The 21,451-nt window shown below is 65.2% G+C and carries 16 protein-coding genes; 15 read left to right on the top strand and 1 reads right to left on the bottom strand.

Features of this window, described 5'->3' with window-relative positions; genetic code table 11:
* Window position 1 precedes the first annotated feature (1 nt).
* The 13 genes from EP7_RS09120 (at window position 2) to EP7_RS09060 (ending at window position 15,195) form a co-directional block, all read left to right on the top strand.
* Window positions 2-1,249 carry an acyltransferase family protein gene (locus tag EP7_RS09120; RefSeq protein WP_463527543.1) on the top strand — a complete coding sequence of 416 codons (1,248 nt, stop codon included), beginning with the start codon at window positions 2-4 and terminating at the stop codon, window positions 1,247-1,249.
* On the top strand, window positions 1,246-2,766 hold the full coding sequence (locus EP7_RS09115; protein ID WP_463527542.1) for a lipopolysaccharide biosynthesis protein: 1,521 nt from the start codon (window positions 1,246-1,248) through the stop codon (window positions 2,764-2,766). The genes EP7_RS09120 and EP7_RS09115 overlap by 4 nt, the downstream gene beginning before the upstream one ends.
* Complete coding sequence (locus EP7_RS09110; protein ID WP_463527541.1) at window positions 2,766-3,962, top strand: glycosyltransferase; 1,197 nt, start codon at window positions 2,766-2,768, stop codon at window positions 3,960-3,962. The genes EP7_RS09115 and EP7_RS09110 overlap by 1 nt, the downstream gene beginning before the upstream one ends.
* Window positions 3,959-5,149, top strand: coding sequence for a glycosyltransferase (locus EP7_RS09105; protein WP_463527540.1), 1,191 nt, complete (start codon window positions 3,959-3,961; stop codon window positions 5,147-5,149). The genes EP7_RS09110 and EP7_RS09105 overlap by 4 nt, the downstream gene beginning before the upstream one ends.
* Entirely contained in the window at window positions 5,150-6,643 is a 1,494-nt protein-coding gene (locus tag EP7_RS09100; RefSeq protein ID WP_463527539.1) for a glycosyltransferase family protein, read from the top strand.
* The gene (locus tag EP7_RS09095; protein ID WP_463527538.1) at window positions 6,580-7,770 is read left to right on the top strand and encodes a glycosyltransferase family 4 protein; all 1,191 of its coding nucleotides are present in this window, start codon (window positions 6,580-6,582) and stop codon (window positions 7,768-7,770) included. Before EP7_RS09100 ends, EP7_RS09095 begins: the two co-directional genes overlap by 64 nt.
* Window positions 7,763-8,671 carry a glycosyltransferase family 2 protein gene (locus EP7_RS09090; protein WP_463527537.1) on the top strand — a complete coding sequence of 303 codons (909 nt, stop codon included), beginning with the start codon at window positions 7,763-7,765 and terminating at the stop codon, window positions 8,669-8,671. Before EP7_RS09095 ends, EP7_RS09090 begins: the two co-directional genes overlap by 8 nt.
* Entirely contained in the window at window positions 8,668-9,927 is a 1,260-nt protein-coding gene (locus tag EP7_RS09085) for an O-antigen ligase family protein (protein ID WP_463527536.1), read from the top strand. The genes EP7_RS09090 and EP7_RS09085 overlap by 4 nt, the downstream gene beginning before the upstream one ends.
* Window positions 9,924-10,895: a glycosyltransferase family 2 protein gene (locus EP7_RS09080; RefSeq protein ID WP_463527535.1), complete on the top strand. Its 972-nt coding sequence runs from the start codon at window positions 9,924-9,926 to the stop codon at window positions 10,893-10,895. The genes EP7_RS09085 and EP7_RS09080 overlap by 4 nt, the downstream gene beginning before the upstream one ends.
* Entirely contained in the window at window positions 10,892-12,142 is a 1,251-nt protein-coding gene (locus tag EP7_RS09075) for a glycosyltransferase family 4 protein (RefSeq protein WP_463527534.1), read from the top strand. Before EP7_RS09080 ends, EP7_RS09075 begins: the two co-directional genes overlap by 4 nt.
* 19 nt (window positions 12,143-12,161) lie before the next feature.
* Window positions 12,162-12,788, top strand: coding sequence for a sugar transferase (locus EP7_RS09070; RefSeq protein WP_463527533.1), 627 nt, complete (start codon window positions 12,162-12,164; stop codon window positions 12,786-12,788).
* Window positions 12,785-13,459: an acetyltransferase gene (locus tag EP7_RS09065; protein WP_463527532.1), complete on the top strand. Its 675-nt coding sequence runs from the start codon at window positions 12,785-12,787 to the stop codon at window positions 13,457-13,459. Before EP7_RS09070 ends, EP7_RS09065 begins: the two co-directional genes overlap by 4 nt.
* A gap of 173 nt (window positions 13,460-13,632) precedes the next feature.
* Window positions 13,633-15,195: a TonB-dependent receptor gene (locus EP7_RS09060; RefSeq protein ID WP_463527531.1), complete on the top strand. Its 1,563-nt coding sequence runs from the start codon at window positions 13,633-13,635 to the stop codon at window positions 15,193-15,195.
* A gap of 341 nt (window positions 15,196-15,536) precedes the next feature.
* Here EP7_RS09060 and EP7_RS09055 read toward each other — a convergent pair whose 3' ends face one another.
* Entirely contained in the window at window positions 15,537-16,385 is an 849-nt protein-coding gene (locus tag EP7_RS09055) for a spherulation-specific family 4 protein (protein ID WP_463527530.1), read from the bottom strand.
* 339 nt (window positions 16,386-16,724) lie between these two features.
* Between EP7_RS09055 and EP7_RS09050 the strand changes: the two genes are divergently transcribed.
* Together EP7_RS09050 and EP7_RS09045 are read left to right on the top strand one after the other, a co-directional pair.
* Window positions 16,725-19,697, top strand: a complete 2,973-nt coding sequence (locus EP7_RS09050; RefSeq protein WP_463527528.1) for a DUF1592 domain-containing protein — start codon at window positions 16,725-16,727, stop codon at window positions 19,695-19,697.
* 5 nt (window positions 19,698-19,702) lie between these two features.
* Entirely contained in the window at window positions 19,703-21,058 is a 1,356-nt protein-coding gene (locus EP7_RS09045; protein ID WP_463527526.1) for a DUF1552 domain-containing protein, read from the top strand.
* Window positions 21,059-21,451 lie beyond the last annotated feature (393 nt).

The following is a 21,451-nucleotide window of genomic DNA, read 5'->3' as shown; positions in this document are numbered from 1 at the left end:
GATGAATCCCTCCGATCTCACGTCCATCCCGGCGCGACGTCATTATCAATGCCTGGATGCCTGGCGCGGAATCGCCTGCCTGATGGTCGTGGCCTTCCACTCCTCCAATGATGGATATGCGACGGCCGCCGCACCCGGCTCCGGGACGGGCTTTGCGGGCATCGGCGGGTCGCTCCTGAAGATCGTCTCGCTCATGTGGGTCGGCGTTCCCATCTTTTTCGTCATCAGCGGCTATTGCATCGCATCGGCATCCGACTCCGCACGCGAGCATCGCAGGGGGCTCGGGGCCTTCATCTTCAGGCGTTTCCGCAGGATCCACCCGACCTACTGGGCTGCGCTCGCGTTCGCGATCGCCCTGATTTGGGGGGTTTCATTCGTCGGGTGGCCCGAGCTGTTCCACGATGGAATCCACCCGATTCCCAGGCTATCCAGCCTGACCTGGGGCAACTGGGCGGGCAACGTCGCACTCATCGAGACGTGGCGGGCACCCCTCTTCGGCGGCGACTATCGCTTCGTCGCGGCTCAGACGTGGACCCTCTGCTATGAAGAACGATTCTATCTGATCTGTGGCCTGCTCGTCGCAATCGTCCCTTGCAGATTCTTCCTCGGCGTCGGGGCGGTCAGCGTGCTCGTCGCGACGAGGGTGATCCTGACCTGGCTCATCCCCTCCTATCCAAATATCTCGGGCGTCTTCTTCGACGGCCGTTGGTTTCTCTTCGCGGTCGGTGTGTCGGTCTACTACCGGATCCACCACGCGACCGGGGCGGCGCCCCGGCTGCTCCCCCCGAGCCTCGCGGCCATCGCGCTCGGCGGATTCGCCGGCCGCAGCGCACTCTTCGCTAGCCTGGGCTCCCAACTCGTGATCGAGATGATCGTCGGTGGCCTGTGCGGAGCGGCGCTGATCCTGCTTTGGGGGAGCGACGTGCGTCTGGCCAGCTTGAGGGCGTTGCGCCCGCTCTCATGGTGCGGAACGCGGTCTTACAGCATCGATCTGGTCCATTGGACCGCATGCAAGGCCGTCAGCAGGACACTCTGGATGGCGGGCTTCCGGGACGTCTGGTCGACCTTGCTCGTGAGCATCCCCGTCGCACTCGGGACGAGCTTCTTGCTGGGATGGGGCTTATTCACGCTGGTCGAGCGTCGGTTCTGCAATCGGCCGCATAAAGGGCCCAGCACGAGCCCCGATTCGCCGCCATCGGCGCCGAGGCGTTCAGTCCCGACGATCTCGCTGGTCGGGGTGGCCTCATGAGTTCGTCGGCGCTCGCTCAGGACGCTCGTCCGGCTCGATGGAGCCTCAACCCACCGAGCACCGAGAACATCGGCCACCTGGCGCGGAAGGGCGCGACCTGGTCGATCCTCTTGGTCGTGGCTCGCCAGCCGATCGGCCTGGCCGCGACGTCCGTCCTGTCTCGGCTGCTGACCCCGGACCAATATGGGCTCATCGGGATGGCCGCGGTCCTGACCGCCTTCTTGCAAGCCTTTTCGGACATGGGCCTGTCCCTGGCCGCTGTCAGGCGAGAAGGGCTGACTCGGGCTCAGGTGGACAACCTTTTCTGGATCAACGCCGCCGCCGGCGTGCTGCTCTGGGGCGGATGCGCCCTAGCCGGCCCAGCCCTGTCCGCATTCTTCGGCCGGGACGAGCTCTCCGGGATCGCCGCCGCGTTGGGCGCCACGTTCGCAATTGGCGGCCTGGCCGCCCAGCCCTCGGCGCTCCTGGCCCGGCAATTCCGCTCGCGTGCGATCTTCGGCGTGGATGTGACAGCTTGCCTGGCCGGGGCGGTGACGGCCGTCTGGCTTGCTCGGCTGGGCTACGGATACTGGGCGCTCGTCGGCCAGTCGCTGGCGACCCAACTCATGCGTCTCGTCCTGGTCCTGGCCGCGACCGGTTACCGACCCGGTCTTCCTAGGTCGGGGGCGGGGACTTGCGGGCTCCTCGCGTTCGGCGGATATCTCACGGCCTATGCCCTGGTCACCTACGTCGGCAGGAATCTCGACAACATCGTGATCGGGCGATCCTGGGGACCGGCGGCGTTGGGTTATTACGCACGCGCTTACTTCCTGATGTCGATGCCGCTGATGCTCGCCACGAGCGCACTGTCCGGTGTGATGATCCCGTTGCTGTCGAGCCTGGAGTTCGATCGAGACCGGCTGGGCCGGGCGTATCGGCAGGCCGCGCGAGCGATCAGCCTGATCGGCCTGCCGCTGGCCGCCTTCTTGCTCGTCGCCGCCCCGGAGGTCGTGCATCTGCTCTACGGGGATCGCTGGACCGCGGTCATCCCGCTTCTTCGCTGGCTTGCCCTGGCGGGTATGGCCCAGACTCTCGTGGCAAGTTCCGGATGGTTGTATGTCTCCCTTGGGCACGGCCGTGCGCTGCTGGTCGTGGGACTCGCGCTCACGGCGGTCCATTCGTCGGCAATCATCGTCGGGAATTCATGGGGACCACTCGGGGTCGCCATCGCCTATACCCTGTCGAGTGTATCGCTCGCCCTGCCCACGCTCTGGATCGCGCATCGACTGGCCGGACTCCGCCTTTCGGAAACCCTCCATGCAGTCTGGCCCGTCGCCCGCGTCACAGCCTTTGCGATTGGGGCAGGTCTGATTGGGGGTGAGTTCGTGTCCATGCAGACGGATTCGCGGGGAATCCTCCTTATGGCCAAGTCCGCCGCCGGGGCCCTTGCCCTGGTCATCGGCGGGGCACGCCTTTTCGAGGACCTGGCGTCCGGGGCCTTCGCGGGCCTGCGACGCCGCACCGCGGGAGGGGCGTGATGGCCGCATTCCGGGCCGATCCGGGCCCGACCTATGCGTTCTATGCCGAGACGTGCTTCTACCGCACGGAGCATTTCCTCCACGATCAGATGATGGGGGTGACGGGGGCGAATGTCCGGGCCATCGCCCGCTGGGGGGCCTGCCTGGACGAGTTTCCGGTTCCCTCGTTGTTCCTCGCCGAGGAATTCCGTAGGCCGATCATTCGCGCCCGTCACGCGTTTCTGCGGCGGCTCTACCGGGACCGGCCCGCCACTAGTCGGCTTCCTCCGCATGCGATTCGACGGATCTCTGCCCATCTGCGCAGAGATCCGGTTGACCTGATCTATTGCCTCTTCGGCTGGAACGCCGCACAACTGCTCGACGTCCTCGATCGCCTGGATCGGCCCGTCCCCCTCGTATTCCTCGCCGGGGGATCGGACATCACCTCCGCCCGCTCGTTGGGAGAGGACTACCTCGGCAGGCTGCTGCTAGCCTGCGACCGCGCGGCCCTCGTCCTGTGCGGGTCGGCGTTCCTGCGGGACAGGCTGATCGCCCTGGGCGCCCCGGAAGAAAAGCTGATCGTCCACTACATCGGCATCGAACTCCCGCAACCCGATGAGACCCCGGCGGCTGGCGAGGGGCGTGAATTTCGGGCCATCACGGTTTCCAGACTCTCGGCCGTCAAGGGCATCGTACATTCCATAAGGGCCTTCTCACGGATCGCGGCCGAGATCCCCGGCGCGACGTTGGAGGTCATCGGCGACGGCGAATTGATGCCCACGTGTCTGGCCCTGGTCGCCGAACTCGGCCTCACCGATCGCATTCAGTTCAAAGGGAGCCTTCCTCTCGCCGAAGTCTATCGAGCTCTGAAACGTTCGGACGTCTTCCTCCAGCACAATGTTCAGACGCCATCAGGACAGGAGGAGAGCCTTGGCGGCTCGATCTTGGAGGCGTCAGCACACCGGCTGCCGGTGGTCGTGACCCGCTCGGGCGGCGTGCCCGAGGCCGTCGAGGACGGCCGGACGGGAATCGTGGTGGAGCCCGGCGACGAGGCCGCGATGGCGGCTGCGATCCTCTCCCTGGCGCGCGATCCGGGGCTACGGGAACGCCTGGGGGCCGCTGGCAGCGACCTGGTCCGACGGAGATTCGGCCTCCATGAGCAGAATCGACGATTGAGCGAGATACTCAAACGTGTTCATGAAAGGAATCTCGGATGATCCACCTCGCCCCGCATTTCGTCCCGAGGGGAGTTTCGGGCCCACTCCTCGCGACGGCTCGCCCCGCGATCCTCCACCTGATCGATGAGCTTCAGGTCGGCGGCGCGCAGACTCACCTGGTAAGCATGCTTCGCGAGGCGAGGGCGAGGTTTGACGTGGATCATCGCGTCGTCGTCCTGTTCGGCGACGGTCCGGTGGGCGGGCAGTTGCGAGAAATGGGAATCGAGGTCGATGTCCTCGATCTGAGGCCCCACCTCGGCCGTCGTCGCTTCCTCGCCGCGTCCCGAATCCTCGCTGATCTGATGCGAGAACACCGGCCCGACCTGGTGGAAGCCCACCTCACCTGGAGCCGACTGTTGGGACTGTATGCCGCCTGGCGCGAGGGAGTCCCGCGGCGAATCGGCTTCGAACAAGGGGACGTCTATCTGAATTCATGGAAGTTCCGCGTGGCCAATCAGATCGGCCAGCACTTCGCGGAACGGATCGTCGTCTGCAGCGAGGCCCTGGCGGACTGGAATCGCAGGACCCACGGCATCTCTCTCGCGCGTCTGGAGGTCATGCACTGTTGCATCGACCTCGATCGCTTCCAACCCCGGCAGGGCGGACCCGCTCCCATCGTCTTCGGCCTTCCGGCCGGCACGACCGTCTTCGGTGCCGTGGGCACACTGGGCCGAGGAGTCAACAAGCGGACCGATGTCGCCATCCGGGCCGTCGCGGCCGCGCGATCGATGGGGGGCAATGTCGGGCTGGTCATCTGTGGCGATGGTGAGCAGAGGGCGGAACTCGAGGCGCTCGCCGAAGGGCTTGGGATCGCGGGTTTTGTGCCATTTCTGGGGACTCGGGCGGATATCCCCGAGATCCTGGCCTCATGCGACGCATTCTGCCATGCAGCCCCCTTCGAGCCGTTCGGCATCGTATGCATCGAGGCGATGGCCGTGGGGCTGCCCGTCGTGGTGCCCAACTCTGGCGGAATTCGAGAGGCAGTCGATGACGGGGTGACGGGCCTGATTTACGAGGCACTCGACCACGAGGCACTGGCCCGTCACATGATTCGCCTGCACGAGCGGCCCGACCTGCGTCGGTCCATGGGCGAAGCGGGTCGCCTCGCCGCGATCGAGAGATTTTCCGTCGGCGATTACGTCGACCGGCTTTACAGGCTCTATGGACTCGATCGTCGAGCTTCATAGGTGAACATCATGAATCGATCGATCCTGATTGTCACCCCGTTCTTCGCGCCTCAGAGCCATGCGGCGGTCTTCCGCGCCTACAAGCTGGCGAAATATCTGCCGCAATTCGGCTGGAAGCCATACGTGCTCACCGTCGACCGCAACTACCTCTACAATGAAGATCCGACGTTGCTGGAAGATCTTCCCGCCGAAGTCGAGGTGACGACCGCCCGCTACATCGAGCCTTCCCTCCGGGGCCTTCGGATGGCACTGGGAGGGCGTGATCGGACCTTTGCCGGCCTGAAGAGTGAACGTGGCCTGGCCCCGTACGAAGGATCGAAGGGGGGAACCTCCCGGTCTGGCGGGATCGGACGCGTCCGTGATTACCTCCTGCGAAGGTGGGTCCAGACCCCGGACGCGCATTGGACCTGGTATGGGCCGGCGGTCAGGGCGGCGCGCCAACTGATCCGGCGGCACGAGATCCCTCTCGTCTACACCTCCGCAGACCCGTTCACCAGCCACAAGATCGGCCGGACACTGCAACGTGAGGGATGCCGCTGGATTGCCGATCTACGCGACCCGCACGCCTATTGCGGCCGCATGCACTCGCGATATCCGGCCGTCTACGCCCGGCAGCGGCAGTTGGAACGCGACGCGGTGCTCCGGGCCGATGCGGTAACGGTGGCCTCCTCCGCGATCGCGATGATCCTCGCGGATAGCTACGGGATCGAGGCCCTGGACCGGACCCACTTCATCCCGACCGGACTCGATGAGAATCTGGTCCCGGCGGGCGATCAGCCCCGTCCCCGGCCCTTTCCCTACCTGCTCTTCTCCGGCGAGTTCTTGTCCGAATATGGCCCGGAATTCCTGGAAATCTTCGCGTCGGCATTGCTTCGCCCCGGCGTCCGTGCGCTGGGGGCAAAGCTACTCGTCGTCGGTCGACTGAACGTGAACGGGCCGCAGCTTGAGCCCATCGTACGGAGGCTTGGGCTCGAATCTCATGTCGAGTTCGTCGACCACGTCCCCCAGCGCGAGCTGTACCGGCTGCTCCAGGGTGCCGAGGCAGGAGTCCTGATCAGCTCGCGGCGATCCCACTGGTGGTGCCTTTACGCGAAGCTGGTCGACTACATCGCGATGCGTAAGACCGTCGTCTCAATCCTGCCGGACCCGAGCGAAGCACGCACGCGCCTGAGTGACGCCGGTCTCGGCTTGTTCCTCGACGGTGACCGCGAGGCCTGCGCCTCGAAGCTTGCCGATTTCCTCGTCGGCCGCACGGCGAGGCCCATCCCCTCGGCCGCCGCTTGCGATCGCTTCCTGGCCAACGAGCAGGTGAGAACGTTCGCGAGGCTGTTCGACGACCTGATCGGAGGCGGAGATTCGGACCCCGTGACCGCTTGCCATACCGCTGCGGCTTACATTGCTCAAGGAGGAGGCCGCGTGCAACTTGGATTATGGGAAGGCGATGCGGCTGCCCCCGTCTCCTGCCCGAAGGCTCGTCTGCCGGTGGAGGTCTGATGATCCTGCATTCGTTCGACTATCCTCCGACTCATGGCGGCATCTCACGCCTCTGCGCCGAGGTCGCCATCGGACTCGACCGCCGAGGTGCGTGCGTCAGAATCCTGGGTCAGGCCGCCGAGGGGACGGGCGGGAGCAGCATCCCCGCTCTTCTTGAGGACCGGGTTACTTCTCGACGACCGTGGCGGGAATGGCAGGCGCTGCGTCATCTGTGGAGGAGTCGATCCGATCGATCCGCGGTCCTCTGCGGGATCTGGTATCCGGAGGGACTTCTCGCGACTCTCGCGGGGATCCGACCGCGCGTGATCATGGCACACGGCTCCGAATTGATGCCTCCGCGAGCTCGCTGGCGCCGCGGCATCTGGCGCCGCCTTCAGCGGCTCGTGCTCGGTTCGGCCGACCTGGTCCTCGCGGACAGCGAGTACACTCTCGGCCTGGTTCTGGCGTCCGCACCGAAGAGTCGGGCGGTGGCAGTTCCCCTGGCCGTCGATCATCGGAGGTTCTGTCCGGGAAATCGGGCCGCGGCGAAGGCTCGCTTTGACGTCGAAGATCGTCTGGTGCTTTCCTCGGTCTCCCGGATCCAGGCATACAAGGGACATGAGACCGTCTTCCGGGCCATGGCCGCCATGCCATCGCCGCTCCGGGACAGATTCATCTACCTGGTGGCCGGCCGGGGCCCTGACGTAGGTCTCCTGCGGGCCAGGACCGAGGAGCTCGGCGTGACGGATCTTGTCCGATGGCTTGGCTATGTTGCGGAGGAAGATCTACCCGAGCTCTATCGCGCCACCGACCTGTTCGTCCTCTGCACCCGCGAAACACCCGAATTCCAGGAAGTCGAAGGTTTTGGCCTGGTTTTCCTGGAGGCCCAGGCGTGCGGAACCCCCGTCGTCGGCACGAGCACTGGTGGGATCCCTGACGCGATCGCTCATCAGGACGGAGGATGGCTCATCGAGGCGGATGACGTCCAGGGCCTGTCAGATCTCCTGCTGGAGTTGGGTGAGCGGCCGGAGTCGTTCCGGCGTGCGGGCGAGGCGGCCAGGCTTCGGGTCGAGCGCGAGTGGACCTGGGAACACTATCTCGGGCGGCTTCAGCGGACGTTGCATGCGGAAGGAATCGACCTTGGCTGAACCTGGAATGACTGTGGTCGTCCCAACTCTGAACCGGGGCGGGTTCCTGCATGACTGCCTGGCGGACCTGGTGGCTCAGCGCCACCGTCCGCTGGAAATCCTCGTCGTCGATCAGTCGGATGCGGTCGGGGACGACCTCGCCGAGCTCATCTCGCGACACCGAGACGTGATCGCACACCACCGCGTCCCCTTCCGAAGTCTGCCGCTCGCCCGCAACTATGGCTGGCAGCACGCGAAGCACGAGGCCATCCTCTTCGTCGACGACGACATCCGCTGCGGCCCTGATCTCATCTCGGAGCACCTCCGAGCCCTCCAATTGCCGGGTGTCGGCCTGGTCGGGGGCGGGATCGACACGCCGGCGGGCCCGACGGACCTTGCCTGCCGGACGGGCGCCTACCGCCGCTGGACTGCGACTCCTCTGCGTGGATTCGCCGCGAGCGGCGAAGGCGACACCGATCATGCACCGGGAGGTAACTTCTCCGCCTGGCGTCGGGCCCTTCGGGCTGCCGGTGGCGTCGACGAGGCGCTGGGCCTGGGAGCGGCGTTGTATGAAGAGACGGACCTATGCCTGAGGGCTGGTCGCGCCGGGTACCGCGTCTATTTCAACGGCAGGGCCCGGTTGATTCATCTGGCCGCGCCCGGGGGCGGATGCCGTGTGGACCGTGTCGCCGACTACGTCCACGCAATGTCCCATAATCGAGGCATCATGATTCGCAGGCATGGGCGATGGTTCCATGCCCCGGTCGCCCTGGCTCGCCTGGCTGCGCTGGGGCTCTCATACTCTCGCCACTACCGCGTGCCAGGTGCGCTGCCCGCCTGCATCAAGGGGTCCTTTCAAGGCCTCCGCGCCGGAGGCCGGGCGCCTTCGTGCTCAATCTACGCTGAGGGGGCTCCCGCGTGAGGTGCCTCTGGCTCGCATGGTTGCCCCTCCTGTTCCTGCCGAATTTCGGGCTGGGCGGTTCGACAGGATTCGGGATTCTGGAACTATCCGACTTCCTCATCGGGCCGTTTCTCATCCTCGCGGCGCTGGCCGGACGCAGACGAGGTCGGACGGCCATCCATCGCCTCTCGCCCCTGCTCATCGGATTCATCGTCTGGGCGTCGCTCTCCACGCTCCTCATCCGTGAGCGTTACGGCTACGGCAATGACATCGCCATCTTCAACGGTGCCCTGAAGCTTGGCCGGCTCGCGCTTTATGGCTTCGCCGGCGTGCTCGCGGCCGGGGCGTTGTCCGACGAATCATCGCGACGCAACTACCCCTGGGCATTGCTGGCATCGGGGCTCGTCGTCGGGATCGCCTTGATGAAGGTGCATGACCCGAATGACGCGTTCCATACCGGCCAGGCGGCGTCCGGCTACAAGGCCGCGAACGCCGTCAGTGTCATGATGGCCATGCTCCTCTGTTATCTCGGGGGGCTCTGGATCGTCGGGCTGGGGACGCCTCTCTGGCGTCGACTGGCTGGCCCCGGGCTCGCCCTGATGACCCTTGGGTTCCTGATCTCTCGCGGTCGAGGAGGGTGGCTCGCCGCTCTGGCCGGGGCCGCCTATCTAATCTGCCGGAGGGGGCTAAGCCCGCGTCTGCTGGCAGGGATGGCGGGCTCCGTGGTCCTGACTGGCGTCGCGTACGTCTTCATCCCCGAGTTTCGCGTCGAACTCGATCGGACCATCTGGCCTGATCAGCAGGCGATGGTCTGGTATCAGTCCGGCGTGGGCGGATTTGATGACGGGGCGAGGCTGAGCACCTGGTCCCACGAGCTGTCGGCATTCACCCGTTCGCCCCTGCTCGGGACAGGCTTCTACCACCGTGGCGGGGCCTCCGGTTTGTGGGCCACGGGGAGCCACAACTTCTTCCTCCAGATGTTCCTGGAGACGGGACTCATCGGCGGCCTCCTGGTCCTCTCCATCTTCCTCCGGCTCTGGATTCTGGCCGGATCGGCCCAGTCGCGGGGGCTCGGTCTGGATGTTCCCACGCGCTCCGCCCTGGTCGCCGCGCTCGTCGGCGGCCTTTCCGGGGAATATTTCTACGGCGGCATGGTCATCTTCACCCTGCTCCTGATCTTCGCGCCCGTCGGATGTCACTTGATTCAGCCGGAGCCCGTGTGGTCGGGGCACGCTGATTTCAAAGATATCTTCGCTCCGGAAGGTCGGGATGTATGACTCTCGAGCCGCTCGTGTCGATCGCGATGCCCTGCCACAACGCAACCCGCACCCTTCCGATGGCCCTGGCATCGCTACGCGCCCAGACTTATGAGCACTGGGAATGCCTCCTGGTCGACGACGGTTCCACGGACCGGCCGGGCGAGTTGATTGCCCACGCGGGAGACTCGCGGATCCGCTACATCCGGCTCGATCGCAATCGAGGGCGTGGTTTCGCCCGCCAGGTGGCCCTCGATCACGCGCGAGGCGAGTTCCTAGGCATGCTGGACGCCGACGATTGGTTCTATCCGTCCAAGCTGGCCCGGCAGGTCGACTTTCTTCGATCCGCCCCCGATGTGGCCCTGGTGAGCACGGGCATGGCGATCGTCGCCGGGCGAGACGAGTTGGTGGGCATCCGCTGCTGCGGGCCCTCCGATCGAAGTTCTGTTGCCCGTGGGGAGATGAGCCGGCTCGCCCAGCCGCCGCTGGCACATGCGCCATCGCTGATCCGAATGCCGGCGGCGCGTCGGGCTGGATACGACGCGACCATCAATCTCGGCGAGGATGTCGACTTCCTGATCCGAGTGCTCCTGGAAGGTCGGTACGCGATTCTCCCCGCCCCTGCCTACGCCTACAGTGAGCATGAATCGGTCACTCTCGAGAAGATCGTCGGCGGCCTGCGTTCGCTCAGGCGAGTCTTCCGCAAGCACAAGGAGCGGTTCCCGATCGAGAGCCGGGCCAACGTCGCCAAGGTGATGGCCAAAGAAGGAATCTATCGCTCGGGATTCGCGCTCGGCCTGGGGTATCGGCTGATCAAGCGGAGGTCGCGAACCCCGACGGCCGACGAGCGGAGCGGCTTCGGCCAGGCGTTGACGGAGGTGGCCAACGTCGCCGAGCGGCACTTCGGCCCGGTGGATCGCGCAGAGGACGGGGCCCTCGCACGCTCATGCCTTGGCCAGATGGCGATGGCGACGCGAGGTCCCACATGAGAGTCCTGCATCTGGTCAAGACATCTCTCGGCGCCGGTTGGGCCCTGCGCCAGATGCGCGAGCTGGTACGCCTGGGCGTCGAGGTCCACGCGGCGATGCCGTCGGGCGGTCCCCTGGTCCCGCTCTATGAGGCTGCCGGCGTGACGGTTCACCGCGGGCAGTTCGACTTCCCCACGCGCGATCCCTGGAGCTGGCCTGCCCTGCGCAGGCGGGCCCGCGAGCTGGTTTCCGGAATCCGGCCCGACCTGATCCACAGCCACTTCGTGGGCACGACGCTCACGATGCGGCTGGCCTTGGGCCGCGACCATCCGGTGCCGAGGTTGTTTCAGGTCCCCGGTCCACTCCACCTCGAACACGCCGCCTTCCGACGGGCGGAACTCCTCGTTGCGGGCCGCTCTGATCGATGGGTCGGCGCCTGTCGCTGGACGTGCGACCGCTATCGGGCCTCGGGCATCCCCGATGACCGCGTGTTCCTGTCCTATTACGGCACCAATCCGGAATCGTTCGGCGACCGGGCGCCGGGCACGCTTCGCGCGGAGCTGGGATGCGACGCGCGGACGAAACTCGTCGGTATGGTCGCCTACATGTACGCGCCGAAGCGGTTCCTCGGTCAGGTACGAGGCCTCAAGGGGCACGAGGATTTTATCGACGCATTGGCTCTCGTTCGGGAACACGATCCCGAGGTCCTCGGCGTCTGTATCGGGGGCGCCTGGGAGGGCGCCACCGCCTACGCGACCCGTGTGCGGGCTTATGCGGGGAGCCGGCTTGGTGTCCACCTGCGTTTCCTGGGGACGCGAGCCGACGTCGCCGAGTTGTACCCTGACCTCGACGTTGCCGTGCACCCGTCCCACTCGGAAAACGTCGGCGGTGCGGTCGAATCCCTGCTGGCTGGGATCCCGACCATCGCCACGAATGTGGGAGGCTTCCCCGACCTCGTCATCCACGGGAAGACCGGGCGGCTCGTCCCGCCTCGCGACCCGGCCAGGTTGGCGTCCTCGATCCTGGAAACCCTGGAAGATCCGACATCCGCGCGAGCGATGGCCGTTCGCGGCCGGGCGCTCGCCAGGACGATGTTCGACGCCCGCTCATGCGCGGCCGAGATCCGGGATATTTACCGTAAAATCCTCGAGGGACCGGTAAGCGATGACCACGAACGCGATTTCGAGATCCAGGACACCGAGCGGACCCGACCATTGCAGACCCCTTCCCTCTTCGGGGGAGACCGCCCGCAAGCGCTCGGGCGTTGAACGGGAAGGTCCGAGCGTCATGGTTGGGCTTGTCCCGGCCGCCTTCAAGAGGGCCCTGGACGTCGTTGCCGCATTAGTCGGGCTGCTCCTGCTCGCTCCGCTTATGGTAGCGATCGCGGCGACGGTCCTGGCGACGATGGGCCGCCCGGTACTCTTCCGTCAGGTCCGACCCGGTTACCATGCCACGCCGTTCACTCTGATCAAATTTCGCACAATGCGGGTGGCGACGGGGCCCGATGGCGAGTCGCTGCCCGATGCCGAACGCCTGACGCGGCTCGGCCTGATTCTGCGGAGGACAAGTCTCGACGAGCTGCCGCAACTCTGGAACATCCTCAGAGGAGAAATGAGCCTCGTCGGCCCTCGCCCCCTGCTCACCGAGTACCTGCCGCTCTACTCCCTGGAGCAGTCCCGGCGCCACGAGGCACAGCCTGGCCTCACCGGGTGGGCCCAGGTCCGGGGACGCAACGCGGTCAGCTGGGACGATCGCCTGGACAATGACGTTTGGTATGTCGACCACCGATCGCTCGTCCTGGACCTGAAAATCCTCGCCCTGACCTTTCAGCGAGTCGTGGGCGGTCGTGGGGTGACCAGCCCGGGCGAGGCGACGATGGCACGTTTCGTCGGATCGGAGGGGGGGACGATATGACTCCTCTCTGGATCTTCGGTTCGGGGGGGCACGCCAAGGTGGTGATCGACGCCGCGCGCGCCTCGGGCCTGTTCGAGGTGGTCGGCGTACTCGACGACGATCCGAGCAGGCGTGGCATGCGGGTACTCGAAGTCCCGATCCTCGAAGGGATCTCGCCCGAGGTGGTGGAGCGGTGTGGGATCCGCCATGCAATTATCGCCGTCGGATGCAACCGCGCCAGGGCCGACCTCGCCCGGCGGCTCGACGGCTCGATTCTCTGGGCGACCGTGGTCCACCCCACTGCCTGCCTGGCGTCGGGAGTCGCGGTCGGAGAGGGTTCCGTCGTCTGCGCCGGGGCGATTGTCCAGCCGGATGCGATCATCGGGCGTCACGTGATCCTCAACACGGCGTCGAGTGTCGACCACGACTCTCACGTCGGCGATTTCGCCCACATCGCCCCTGGCGCACGGCTCGCCGGCGGTGTTCGGATCGGGCCGGGAGCCCTGATAGGGCTGGGGAGCGGAATCATCCCCCGGTGTTCGGTGGGGGCCTGGGCGACGGTCGGAGCCGGCGGCATGGTCATCCGCGACATCGCCCCGGGCATCACGGCGGTCGGGATCCCAGCTCGGCCCGTGGAGAGGACGATCTCACAGGCGCAAAATCCGATCGAGGACCCGCTCGCCGGCGAGTGACCTCGCCAGTCATGTGCTCCCCGTTTTCAAACCCGCTCAATCAGTCCCTTCGACCAGCCGCCGATACGCCGCGGAGAAAGCTCGTTCGATTGGGGCTAACCAAGGAGTCACAGGCCGTCTGGGCTTGATACAATCCTCGCAACGCGCAGACGGGCCGGGGGAGATCGAGAAGGATGGAGACGAGCTTGAAACCGAAGGCCGACCGCAAGAACCTGGTGACTCAGCAGAAGGCATTGGCCATTAATCTGGACGGGCGAAAATACGGGACATTCGCCGAGATCGGTGCCGGCCAGGAGGTCGTCCGCTGGTTCTTTCAGGTGGGCGGGGCGGCCGGGACCATCGCCAAGAGCATCTCAGCCTACGACATGACCGTCAGTGACGCCATCTATGGCCCGACGCCCCGCTATGTGTCGCGGGACAGGCTGGTGACGATGCTGGACTATGAGTACGCGTTGGTCCAGGATCGACTCCATTCCAAGCGAGGAGCGGAGACCGACTTCTTCGTCTTCGCCGACACGGTGTCCGCTCGCAACTTCCATGGGACGAACGAGTGCCATGGCTGGATGGGCATCAAGTATCAAGCCACGCCGGGCGCCGAGCCATCTCAGATCGTGGTTCATGTCCGCATGCTTGACAAGGACAATGTATCCCAGCAACAGGCCCTGGGGATCATCGGCGTCAATCTGATCTACGGCGCTCTCTACCACTTCGCGGACCCCGACGAGCTGCTGCATTCCTTGATCGACGATCTGACAGCAGATCGGATCGAGGTCGACATGATCAAGTTCACCGGGCCTGAGTTCCTCGGGATCGACCATCGCCTGATGAGCTTGAAGCTCGTCCAGCTCGAGCTGAGCGACGCGGCGATGTTCTCGGCCACCGGGGAGGTCTTGCAGCCGTCTGAGGTCCTCCACAAGAAGGCAATCCTGGTGGAGCGCGGATCCTTCCGCCCGGTTACGTATGTTAATGTGGATATGCTTCATTCGGCGCGGCAGCAGTTCGTGAATCACGTCGGCCTACGTCAGGAAGAGGAAGGTGAGCCGGAAGTCGTGTCCTTGATGGAATTGACGATGCGCAACCTGCTCTCGACCGGCGGCGAGCACGGCGGGATCGACTACACCGACTTCCTCGCCCGAGCCGACGTCCTGGCCGCGACCGGTGCCACGGTCCTGATCTCGGATTACTTCGAGTACTACCGGCTGGCCGCGTACCTGCGACGTTATACGAAGAAGTCGATCGGGATCACGATGGGCATCCCTAGCCTGATCGAACTGTTCAACGAGAAGTATTACGAGCACCTCGAAGGCGGGATCCTAGAATCGTTCGGCAGACTGTTCCGGAACGACCTCAGGCTCTACGTCTATCCGCTCCTGGACGGGGCGACGCGGCAACTCGTCACGGTGCAGAAGCTCAAGGTTTCACCCGGTCTTCAGGGGCTCTACGACCACCTCGCTGAGAATGGCTATATCGAGAGCATCGATTTCTACAACAAAGATTATTTGCGGATCTTCTCGCGAGATGTGCTGATGAAGATCGGCAATAACGATCCTTCCTGGGAGACGATGGTGCCGCCGGCAGTCGCGAGCCTCATCAAGGAACGCCACTTCTTCGGCTATCGAGACGCCGACCACCCCCCCGTCGACTCGGTCGGGGAGACGCACCCATCCGAGGTTCGGGGCGACGCTCCGAACGACAAGCCTGTCGATCCGGCGGCAAGTGCAGATCGGCCCCGTTGATCTCGGGGCCGCATTCGACCGAGTTGGAGATTTAGGAGCGATTCTCCGCGAGTTGTTTGTCGAGCTCATGCAGTCTGAAATGGCCCCTCGGCCTCGATTTCGGGCAATCGAGGCCGAGGGCACCCGCCCGCTGTTCTCGAAGCTTCGGGGTGACATGCGGGGCCGTGGACAACCCTCGAAGGTTTTGGGATCGGTGCCAAACCGGAGTCGGCACCGAACGCGAGCTCGCCACCTCGGTCAGCACCTCGTTCGATTCCAGGACGACCGGCGATTCACGCTTTGGAGATCGGATGCTAGGCCGTTGGCCACCGGCCTAGCCCCGGTGCATACCTGTTGGCGTATCAGAGTACACAATTGAGGAACTCGATCGCGTCGACCTCATGCTTCCAGTAGGGAGGAAGCGTATCCCAAGGGTTGACCAGCACATCATTGGTGATGAAGACGTAGGCGGCGTTGGTTTCCAGGGCCTTGAGGAGCGTGGCGATCATCTTCAGCGGTGTCGAAACGTCGTACACCAGGTTCGCGATCTTGGAGGAGTCGTAGGCGGTGAACCACTGCGGGAGGCCCGTGTAAGGGCCGCGATTCGGGTACATCCGGAAGCTCGCGCCGTTCGGGTCGGCGTTCTGCAGCGGTCCCTCGTAGATGACGAGCGTGTCGACGGCCGTGACGAGCGTATTGGCCGGGGCGAACGGGGTGCCGGGGTTGCCGACGACGTGCAGGTCGACGCCCAACGCCTTGATGGAAAAGTAGAGCGCCGCGTAGTCCAACCCGCCGAGCTGATTGCCCATCTCGTCCACGAAGATGCCGTCCACGTCGTACCAATCGAGGTAGGACACCACGTCGGCGAGGACCTCCTCCGCAGTGCGAGACCCGTACCCGGTGGCCACGTAGCCGATCACCTTGCCGCCGGCAGCTTGCAGTGAGCCGACCGCGTATTGGTAATCCGAATTCGAACCGGAACCGGGCCCGCTTGCCGGGTTCATGATCGCTTCGATCGGGATCCTCGCTGCCGCGACATTGAGGTCGTCCCAGGCCGATCCGACCCACCAGGTCGGGTAGAAGTAGGCCGGCACCAAGGCGGTAATTTCGCCCGCTTGAGCGGGCGCCACGAACATCGGGGAGGCGGAGACGATCGCCAGGACCAGCGTCAGGCGGCGTGCAAGCAGCGATGCAAGATGCGGCCGTCGCATGGAGGAGGCACTCCCTAGAAAGATTAAAGCCGTTAGCCAGGCAAAGTAAGGCCGAATTATCGTAAGGCTTACGCCATAAGAGTTCAATCGACGTAATATGGCCATGTAGCATGATTTTTAAATGGGCTGGCGACCGGTGTGATCGTTTTCGTGGTGTAACCGCAGAAACCTGGGCTGGATCTCGGGGAGCGGACTCTCGAAGCAACCTCGATTCGAGCGGTGCGAAACGTCCGCTCGCCCAAGGGGGGACTGCACGCCAAGGCTTGTTCGCCAGAGCTGCTCCGGATAGCTTAATTCTTGTTGAGCAGGATTCGGCCGAACCGCCGAGGGCTATCTTGGATGACGCAAACGACGGGAAGCCTTGCGATTGCGGCCTGCCTCATGTTGGCCGCCGTGGGGTTGAGGACGGCCGCCGACGACCAGACCGAGCCGCCGGGGCCTGCGGTGCATGCTCGCTTCGGCGAGGTTGTCCGGCCATTTCTCGAGACCCATTGTCTTGGGTGCCATGGTAAGGACGACCCCAAAGGCGACCTGGATCTGAGCGGGTTCACGACCGCCGAGTCGGTGGCGAAGGACCTGCCGCGCTGGAAGCTCGTCGAAGAGCAACTCGAGGAACGATTGATGCCTCCGCCGAAGGCGAAGCATCAGCCGACGGCCGAGTCACGCGATGCGGTGATCGCCTGGATCGGGGCGATTCGGAAGCTCGAGGGGACAAGGAACGCGGGAGACCCCGGCCCGGTCCTGGCTCGAAGGCTGAGCAACGCCGAATACGATCACACGATCCGCGACTTGACCGGCGTGGACCTGCGGCCGACGAAAGAATTCCCGGTCGACCCCGCCAACGGGGCTGGGTTCGACAATTCGGCCGAATCGCTGGCGATGTCCCCCGCCCTGGTCAAGAAGTACCTGGAAGCGGCACGTGTCGTCGCCGATCATCTCGTCCTGAAGCCCGACGGGCTGGCATTCGCGCCGCACCCGATGCTCGCCGACACCGATCGCGACAAGTATTGCGTGAACGCCATCATTGACTTCTACAATCGGCAGAAGACCGACTACGCCGACTACTTCTTCGCGGCCTGGCGCTTTCGTCACCGTTCCGCATTGGGCAAGCCCGACACTACGTTGGACGCGATCGCGGACGAGTCGGGTCTGAGCCGTAAGTACCTCGCAACGATCTCGTCCACGCTCACGGAGCCGTTGGAGGATCTCGGTCCGATCGCCGCGATTCAGGCGATGTGGGGCGAGCTGCCTCCCCCCAACGAAGGCGGGACAGATGCCGCGAGAGCCGGCTGCGAACGGATGCGCGACCTCGCCGTCGGACTACGACGAAGCCTGGTCCCGGAAGTCCCCAACCTGACCGCGAGCGGGATCGAGAACGGGACCCAACCGTTCGTCCTCTGGAAGAATCGCCAGTTCGTCGCCAATCGGATGCGCTACGCGGGCAATATATCGAAGATCAAGACCGACGATTTGAATCTTGCGGGCGCGGCCGCCCGGGCACTCGCAGTTCCCGACGAGCCGGCCGAGCGTAAGCGATACGAGGCGACCCTCGAACGCTTCTGCCGGACCTTCCCCGACGCCTTCTTCGTGTCGGAGCGGGCCCGCATCTACCTCGACCCGAAGCAAGCGAAAGGGAACGCCGGGCGACTGCTCAGCGCCGGGTTCCACAGCATGACCGGATACTTCCGCGACGACGGCCCCTTATTTGAGTTGATGCTCGACGACGAGGGACGGCGGGAACTCGATCGCCTCTGGCGCGACTTTGACTTCATCACCGGCGCCCCGATGCGTCAGTACTCCAGCTATCTCTGGTACGAGCGAGCCGAGACCGGTTTTCTGAGGGGAGAACCGCAGTTCGACTTCGTTCGGGCCGAAGACAAGGACGCCGCGTCCGAGGCCAAGATGGGCCGGTTTGCGGAGGCCTACCTGGCAAAGGCGCGTCGGGTCGGGGCGGGAGACACTGCGATCGCCGCCATCCGGGATCAATTCCGGATCATCGGCGAGACGATCCGCCGCGTGGAGGGGGAGCGTGTCGAGGCCGAGCCCAGGCACGTCGCGGCACTCCAGGAACTCGCCGAGCGAGCCTATCGACGGCCACTAGGCGAGGAAGAGCGGCAGGGCGTGGCCGACTTCTACCGGGCCCTTCGCCAGGGGGATGGGCTGAGCCATGAGGACGCCGTCCGGGACACGGTCGTGAGCCTCCTCATGTCTCCGAACTTCTGCTACCGGGTCGACTTGCCCGGCGGGGGCGGGAACGTCCGACCGCTCTCGGATCACGACCTGGCCAGCCGCCTGAGCTATTTCCTCTGGGCGAGCATGCCCGATCGGGAATTGCTCGACCACGCCGCCGCCGGCGACTTGCACCGGCCCGAGGTTCTCTCGGCCCAGGCCCTTCGCATGCTACGCGACGATCGGGTGCGCGGGCTGGCCACCGAGTTCGGCGGCAACTGGCTGGACTTCCGCCGGTTCGAGGAGCACAACAGCGTCGATCGAGGGCGATTCCCAGCCTTCGACGACGAGTTGCGACGGGCGATGTTCGAAGAGCCGCTCCGTTATTTCGTGGATCTCGTCCGCAACGACCGCCCCGTGATCCAGTTCCTCGACGGCACTCACACCTTCGTCAACCCCGTGCTGGCCCGCCACTACGGCATGCCAGCCAACGGAGCAGGGTCCGATGAGTGGTCGCGAGTCGAAGACGCGACGCGATACGGCCGCGGTGGCCTGCTTCCCATGGCGGTCTTCCTTACCAGGAATTCCCCCGGTCTGCGAACCAGCCCCGTCAAGCGTGGCTACTGGGTTGTCCGCCGTCTCCTCGGCGAGAATATCCCAGCGCCACCGGCGAACGTGCCCGACCTCCCGGATGACGAGTCCAAGCTCGGCGAACGGTCGTTGCGCGATGCCCTGGCCGTCCATCGGGCTGACAAGGCGTGCGCGGGTTGCCACGAGCGATTCGACGCGATCGGCCTCGCCTTCGAGGGATACGGGCCGGTCGGCGAGGCCCGGACCCTGGACCTCGGCGGCCGTCCCGTCGACGTCCGCGCGACATTCCCCCGCGGCGGTGAAGGCGAAGGCGTCGAGGGACTTCGCGCCTACCTGGAATCGAATCGACGCGACGAGTTCGTCGAGAACCTCTGCCGCAAGCTCCTGGCTTACGCGCTCGGTCGGAGCCTCATCCCGTCCGACGATGAGACGATCGACGTCATGCGCAAGAGGTCGGAAGCCGAAGGTGACCGATTCGGTGCGCTGGTCGAGACGATCGTCGCGAGCCCTCAGTTCCGAAACAAGCGAATCGATGGCGACAAGCCGGAGTGATTTTGATGTCTCACTCGACCGCGTCGGGAGATGATCAGGGCCGGGACCTCGCCCGGGCGACCCGGCGGACCTTCCTCCGCGGTACCGGGGTGACGATGGCCCTGCCCTGGCTGGAGTCACTGCCCGCATGGGGCGCCGCCACGGCGGATGGCCAGGCGGCCCCGCCGAAGCGATTTGCCGCCATTTTCATGGGCTGCGGCGTCCACCAGGACCAGTGGTGGGCCAAGGGCTCGGGCGCCTCGATGGAACTTGGCAGGTGCCTTGAACCGCTGGCGCCGTTGCGGTCGAAGATCAACGTGGTGAGCGGGCTCTTCAACAAGCACGCCACCGGGGTCGGCATCCATCCCGGACAGACCGGCAATATCCTCTCCGGGGCCGCCTTGCAGAAGGGGGCCGAGCTGAAGGGAGGCATCAGCGTCGACCAGGTGCTCGCCCGACATCTCGGCCAGGAGACCGACCAGCCGAGCATGGTCCTGGGCTGCGAGCAGCCGATCACCGGCTACCACGAGACGAACTTCTCGATGGCCTACAGTTCGCACATCTCATGGCAGAGCGCGACCTCGCCGGTGCCGATGGAGGTCTACCCCTCGCTGGCCTTCGACGCCCTCTTCAATAACCGGGGCAGCAAGCGCAATCGGAGCATCCTCGACCGCGTGCGCGAGGAGGCATCGGGCTTGAGCAAGAAAGTCGGTGCCGGCGACCGGGCGAAGCTGGACGAATATCTCACCAGCGTCCGCGAGGTCGAGCGCCGGGTTGTCCCCATGCGGAAGGAGAAGGCGGCCGGTGACACCCGCGCCGCCGACCGCGGCCGCCCGCCGCTGACGATGCCCCGGCCGGAGAACGGCCTGCCCGAGGACATCCGCGAGCACATGAGGCTGATGTGCGATCTCGTCGCCCTGGGGTTCCAGACCGACAAGACTCGGGTTGCCTCGCTGTTGCTCTGCCGCGACATCTCCGGCCTGTTCTATCCCTTCCTCGACGTGAAGACCGCACATCACGGCGCGTCCCACGACGACAAGTCCGAGGCCTACGAGCGCGTGACCCGCTTCTACGTGAGTCAGCTCGCCTACCTCGCCTCGAAGCTCGACGCGATGCCGGAGGGCGAGGGAACGGTCCTGGACAACTCCTGTCTGCTGTTCACCAACAGCATGTGGTCGGGAACAAGGCACGACGCGAGCAAGCTCCCGGTCCTCCTGGCCGGTGGCCTCGGCGGCACCCTCCCAACCGGCCGAGTACTCGACTACACCGGCAAGGGCGACGATCGCCGAAAGCTTTGCAGCATGTATCTCTCGCTCACGGATCGGATGGGCATGAGCCTCGAACGATTCGGCGATGCCAACGAGCGACTCGCCGATTTCTGAGGCGGCCGTCGTCGTAGGCCTCGCCGGATCGCAGGCGGGGTCTCATATGCACCGCCGGATCGACCTGAACGCGGTTGATCCGGCGACATACTCCGATCGCAGATCAGGGTTTGTTTTGTTGCCAGTCGATCGAGGCGCGAGCGGAACCCGACGGATTCGTTCGCTCAGAGCCACGGCGCGGCGATCGTTGCGCTCGGCCGGGTGGTCGCAGTGTCCCCCCAGCTTACGCGGGGTCCTGGTTAGCGGCATGTCCCGGATGCCCAGTCGTTCCTGTTCGCGACGAAGAAGTACCGTGTAGAGCCGATACACAGTCCGCTGCTCGAATTCCCGCGACGGTATGGAGCCGCTCGGGGCATTATTGATGGACACGTCAACGGTGAGCTGGGCCGACCA

Source organism: Isosphaeraceae bacterium EP7 (assembly GCA_038400315.1).
Classification (GTDB): Bacteria; Planctomycetota; Planctomycetia; order Isosphaerales; family Isosphaeraceae; genus EP7.
The sequence above is the reverse complement of the archived record's forward strand: the minus strand, read 5'-3'. Positions and strand labels throughout refer to the sequence as shown.

Bases quoted from the DNA above. Each gene is read 5' to 3' on its own strand.
- EP7_RS09120 (WP_463527543.1), top strand. From the start codon at position 2: ATGAATCCCTCCGATCTCACGTCCATCCCGGCGCGACGTCATTATCAA.
- EP7_RS09115 (WP_463527542.1), top strand. From the start codon at position 1,246: ATGAGTTCGTCGGCGCTCGCTCAGGACGCTCGTCCGGCTCGATGGAGC.
- EP7_RS09110 (WP_463527541.1), top strand. From the start codon at position 2,766: ATGGCCGCATTCCGGGCCGATCCGGGCCCGACCTATGCGTTCTATGCC.
- EP7_RS09105 (WP_463527540.1), top strand. From the start codon at position 3,959: ATGATCCACCTCGCCCCGCATTTCGTCCCGAGGGGAGTTTCGGGCCCA.
- EP7_RS09095 (WP_463527538.1), top strand. From the start codon at position 6,580: ATGGGAAGGCGATGCGGCTGCCCCCGTCTCCTGCCCGAAGGCTCGTCT.
- EP7_RS09080 (WP_463527535.1), top strand. From the start codon at position 9,924: ATGACTCTCGAGCCGCTCGTGTCGATCGCGATGCCCTGCCACAACGCA.
- EP7_RS09075 (WP_463527534.1), top strand. From the start codon at position 10,892: ATGAGAGTCCTGCATCTGGTCAAGACATCTCTCGGCGCCGGTTGGGCC.
- EP7_RS09070 (WP_463527533.1), top strand. From the start codon at position 12,162: ATGGTTGGGCTTGTCCCGGCCGCCTTCAAGAGGGCCCTGGACGTCGTT.
- EP7_RS09065 (WP_463527532.1), top strand. From the start codon at position 12,785: ATGACTCCTCTCTGGATCTTCGGTTCGGGGGGGCACGCCAAGGTGGTG.
- EP7_RS09060 (WP_463527531.1), top strand. From the start codon at position 13,633: ATGGAGACGAGCTTGAAACCGAAGGCCGACCGCAAGAACCTGGTGACT.
- EP7_RS09055 (WP_463527530.1), bottom strand. From the start codon at position 16,385: ATGCGACGGCCGCATCTTGCATCGCTGCTTGCACGCCGCCTGACGCTG.
- EP7_RS09050 (WP_463527528.1), top strand. From the start codon at position 16,725: ATGACGCAAACGACGGGAAGCCTTGCGATTGCGGCCTGCCTCATGTTG.
- EP7_RS09045 (WP_463527526.1), top strand. From the start codon at position 19,703: ATGTCTCACTCGACCGCGTCGGGAGATGATCAGGGCCGGGACCTCGCC.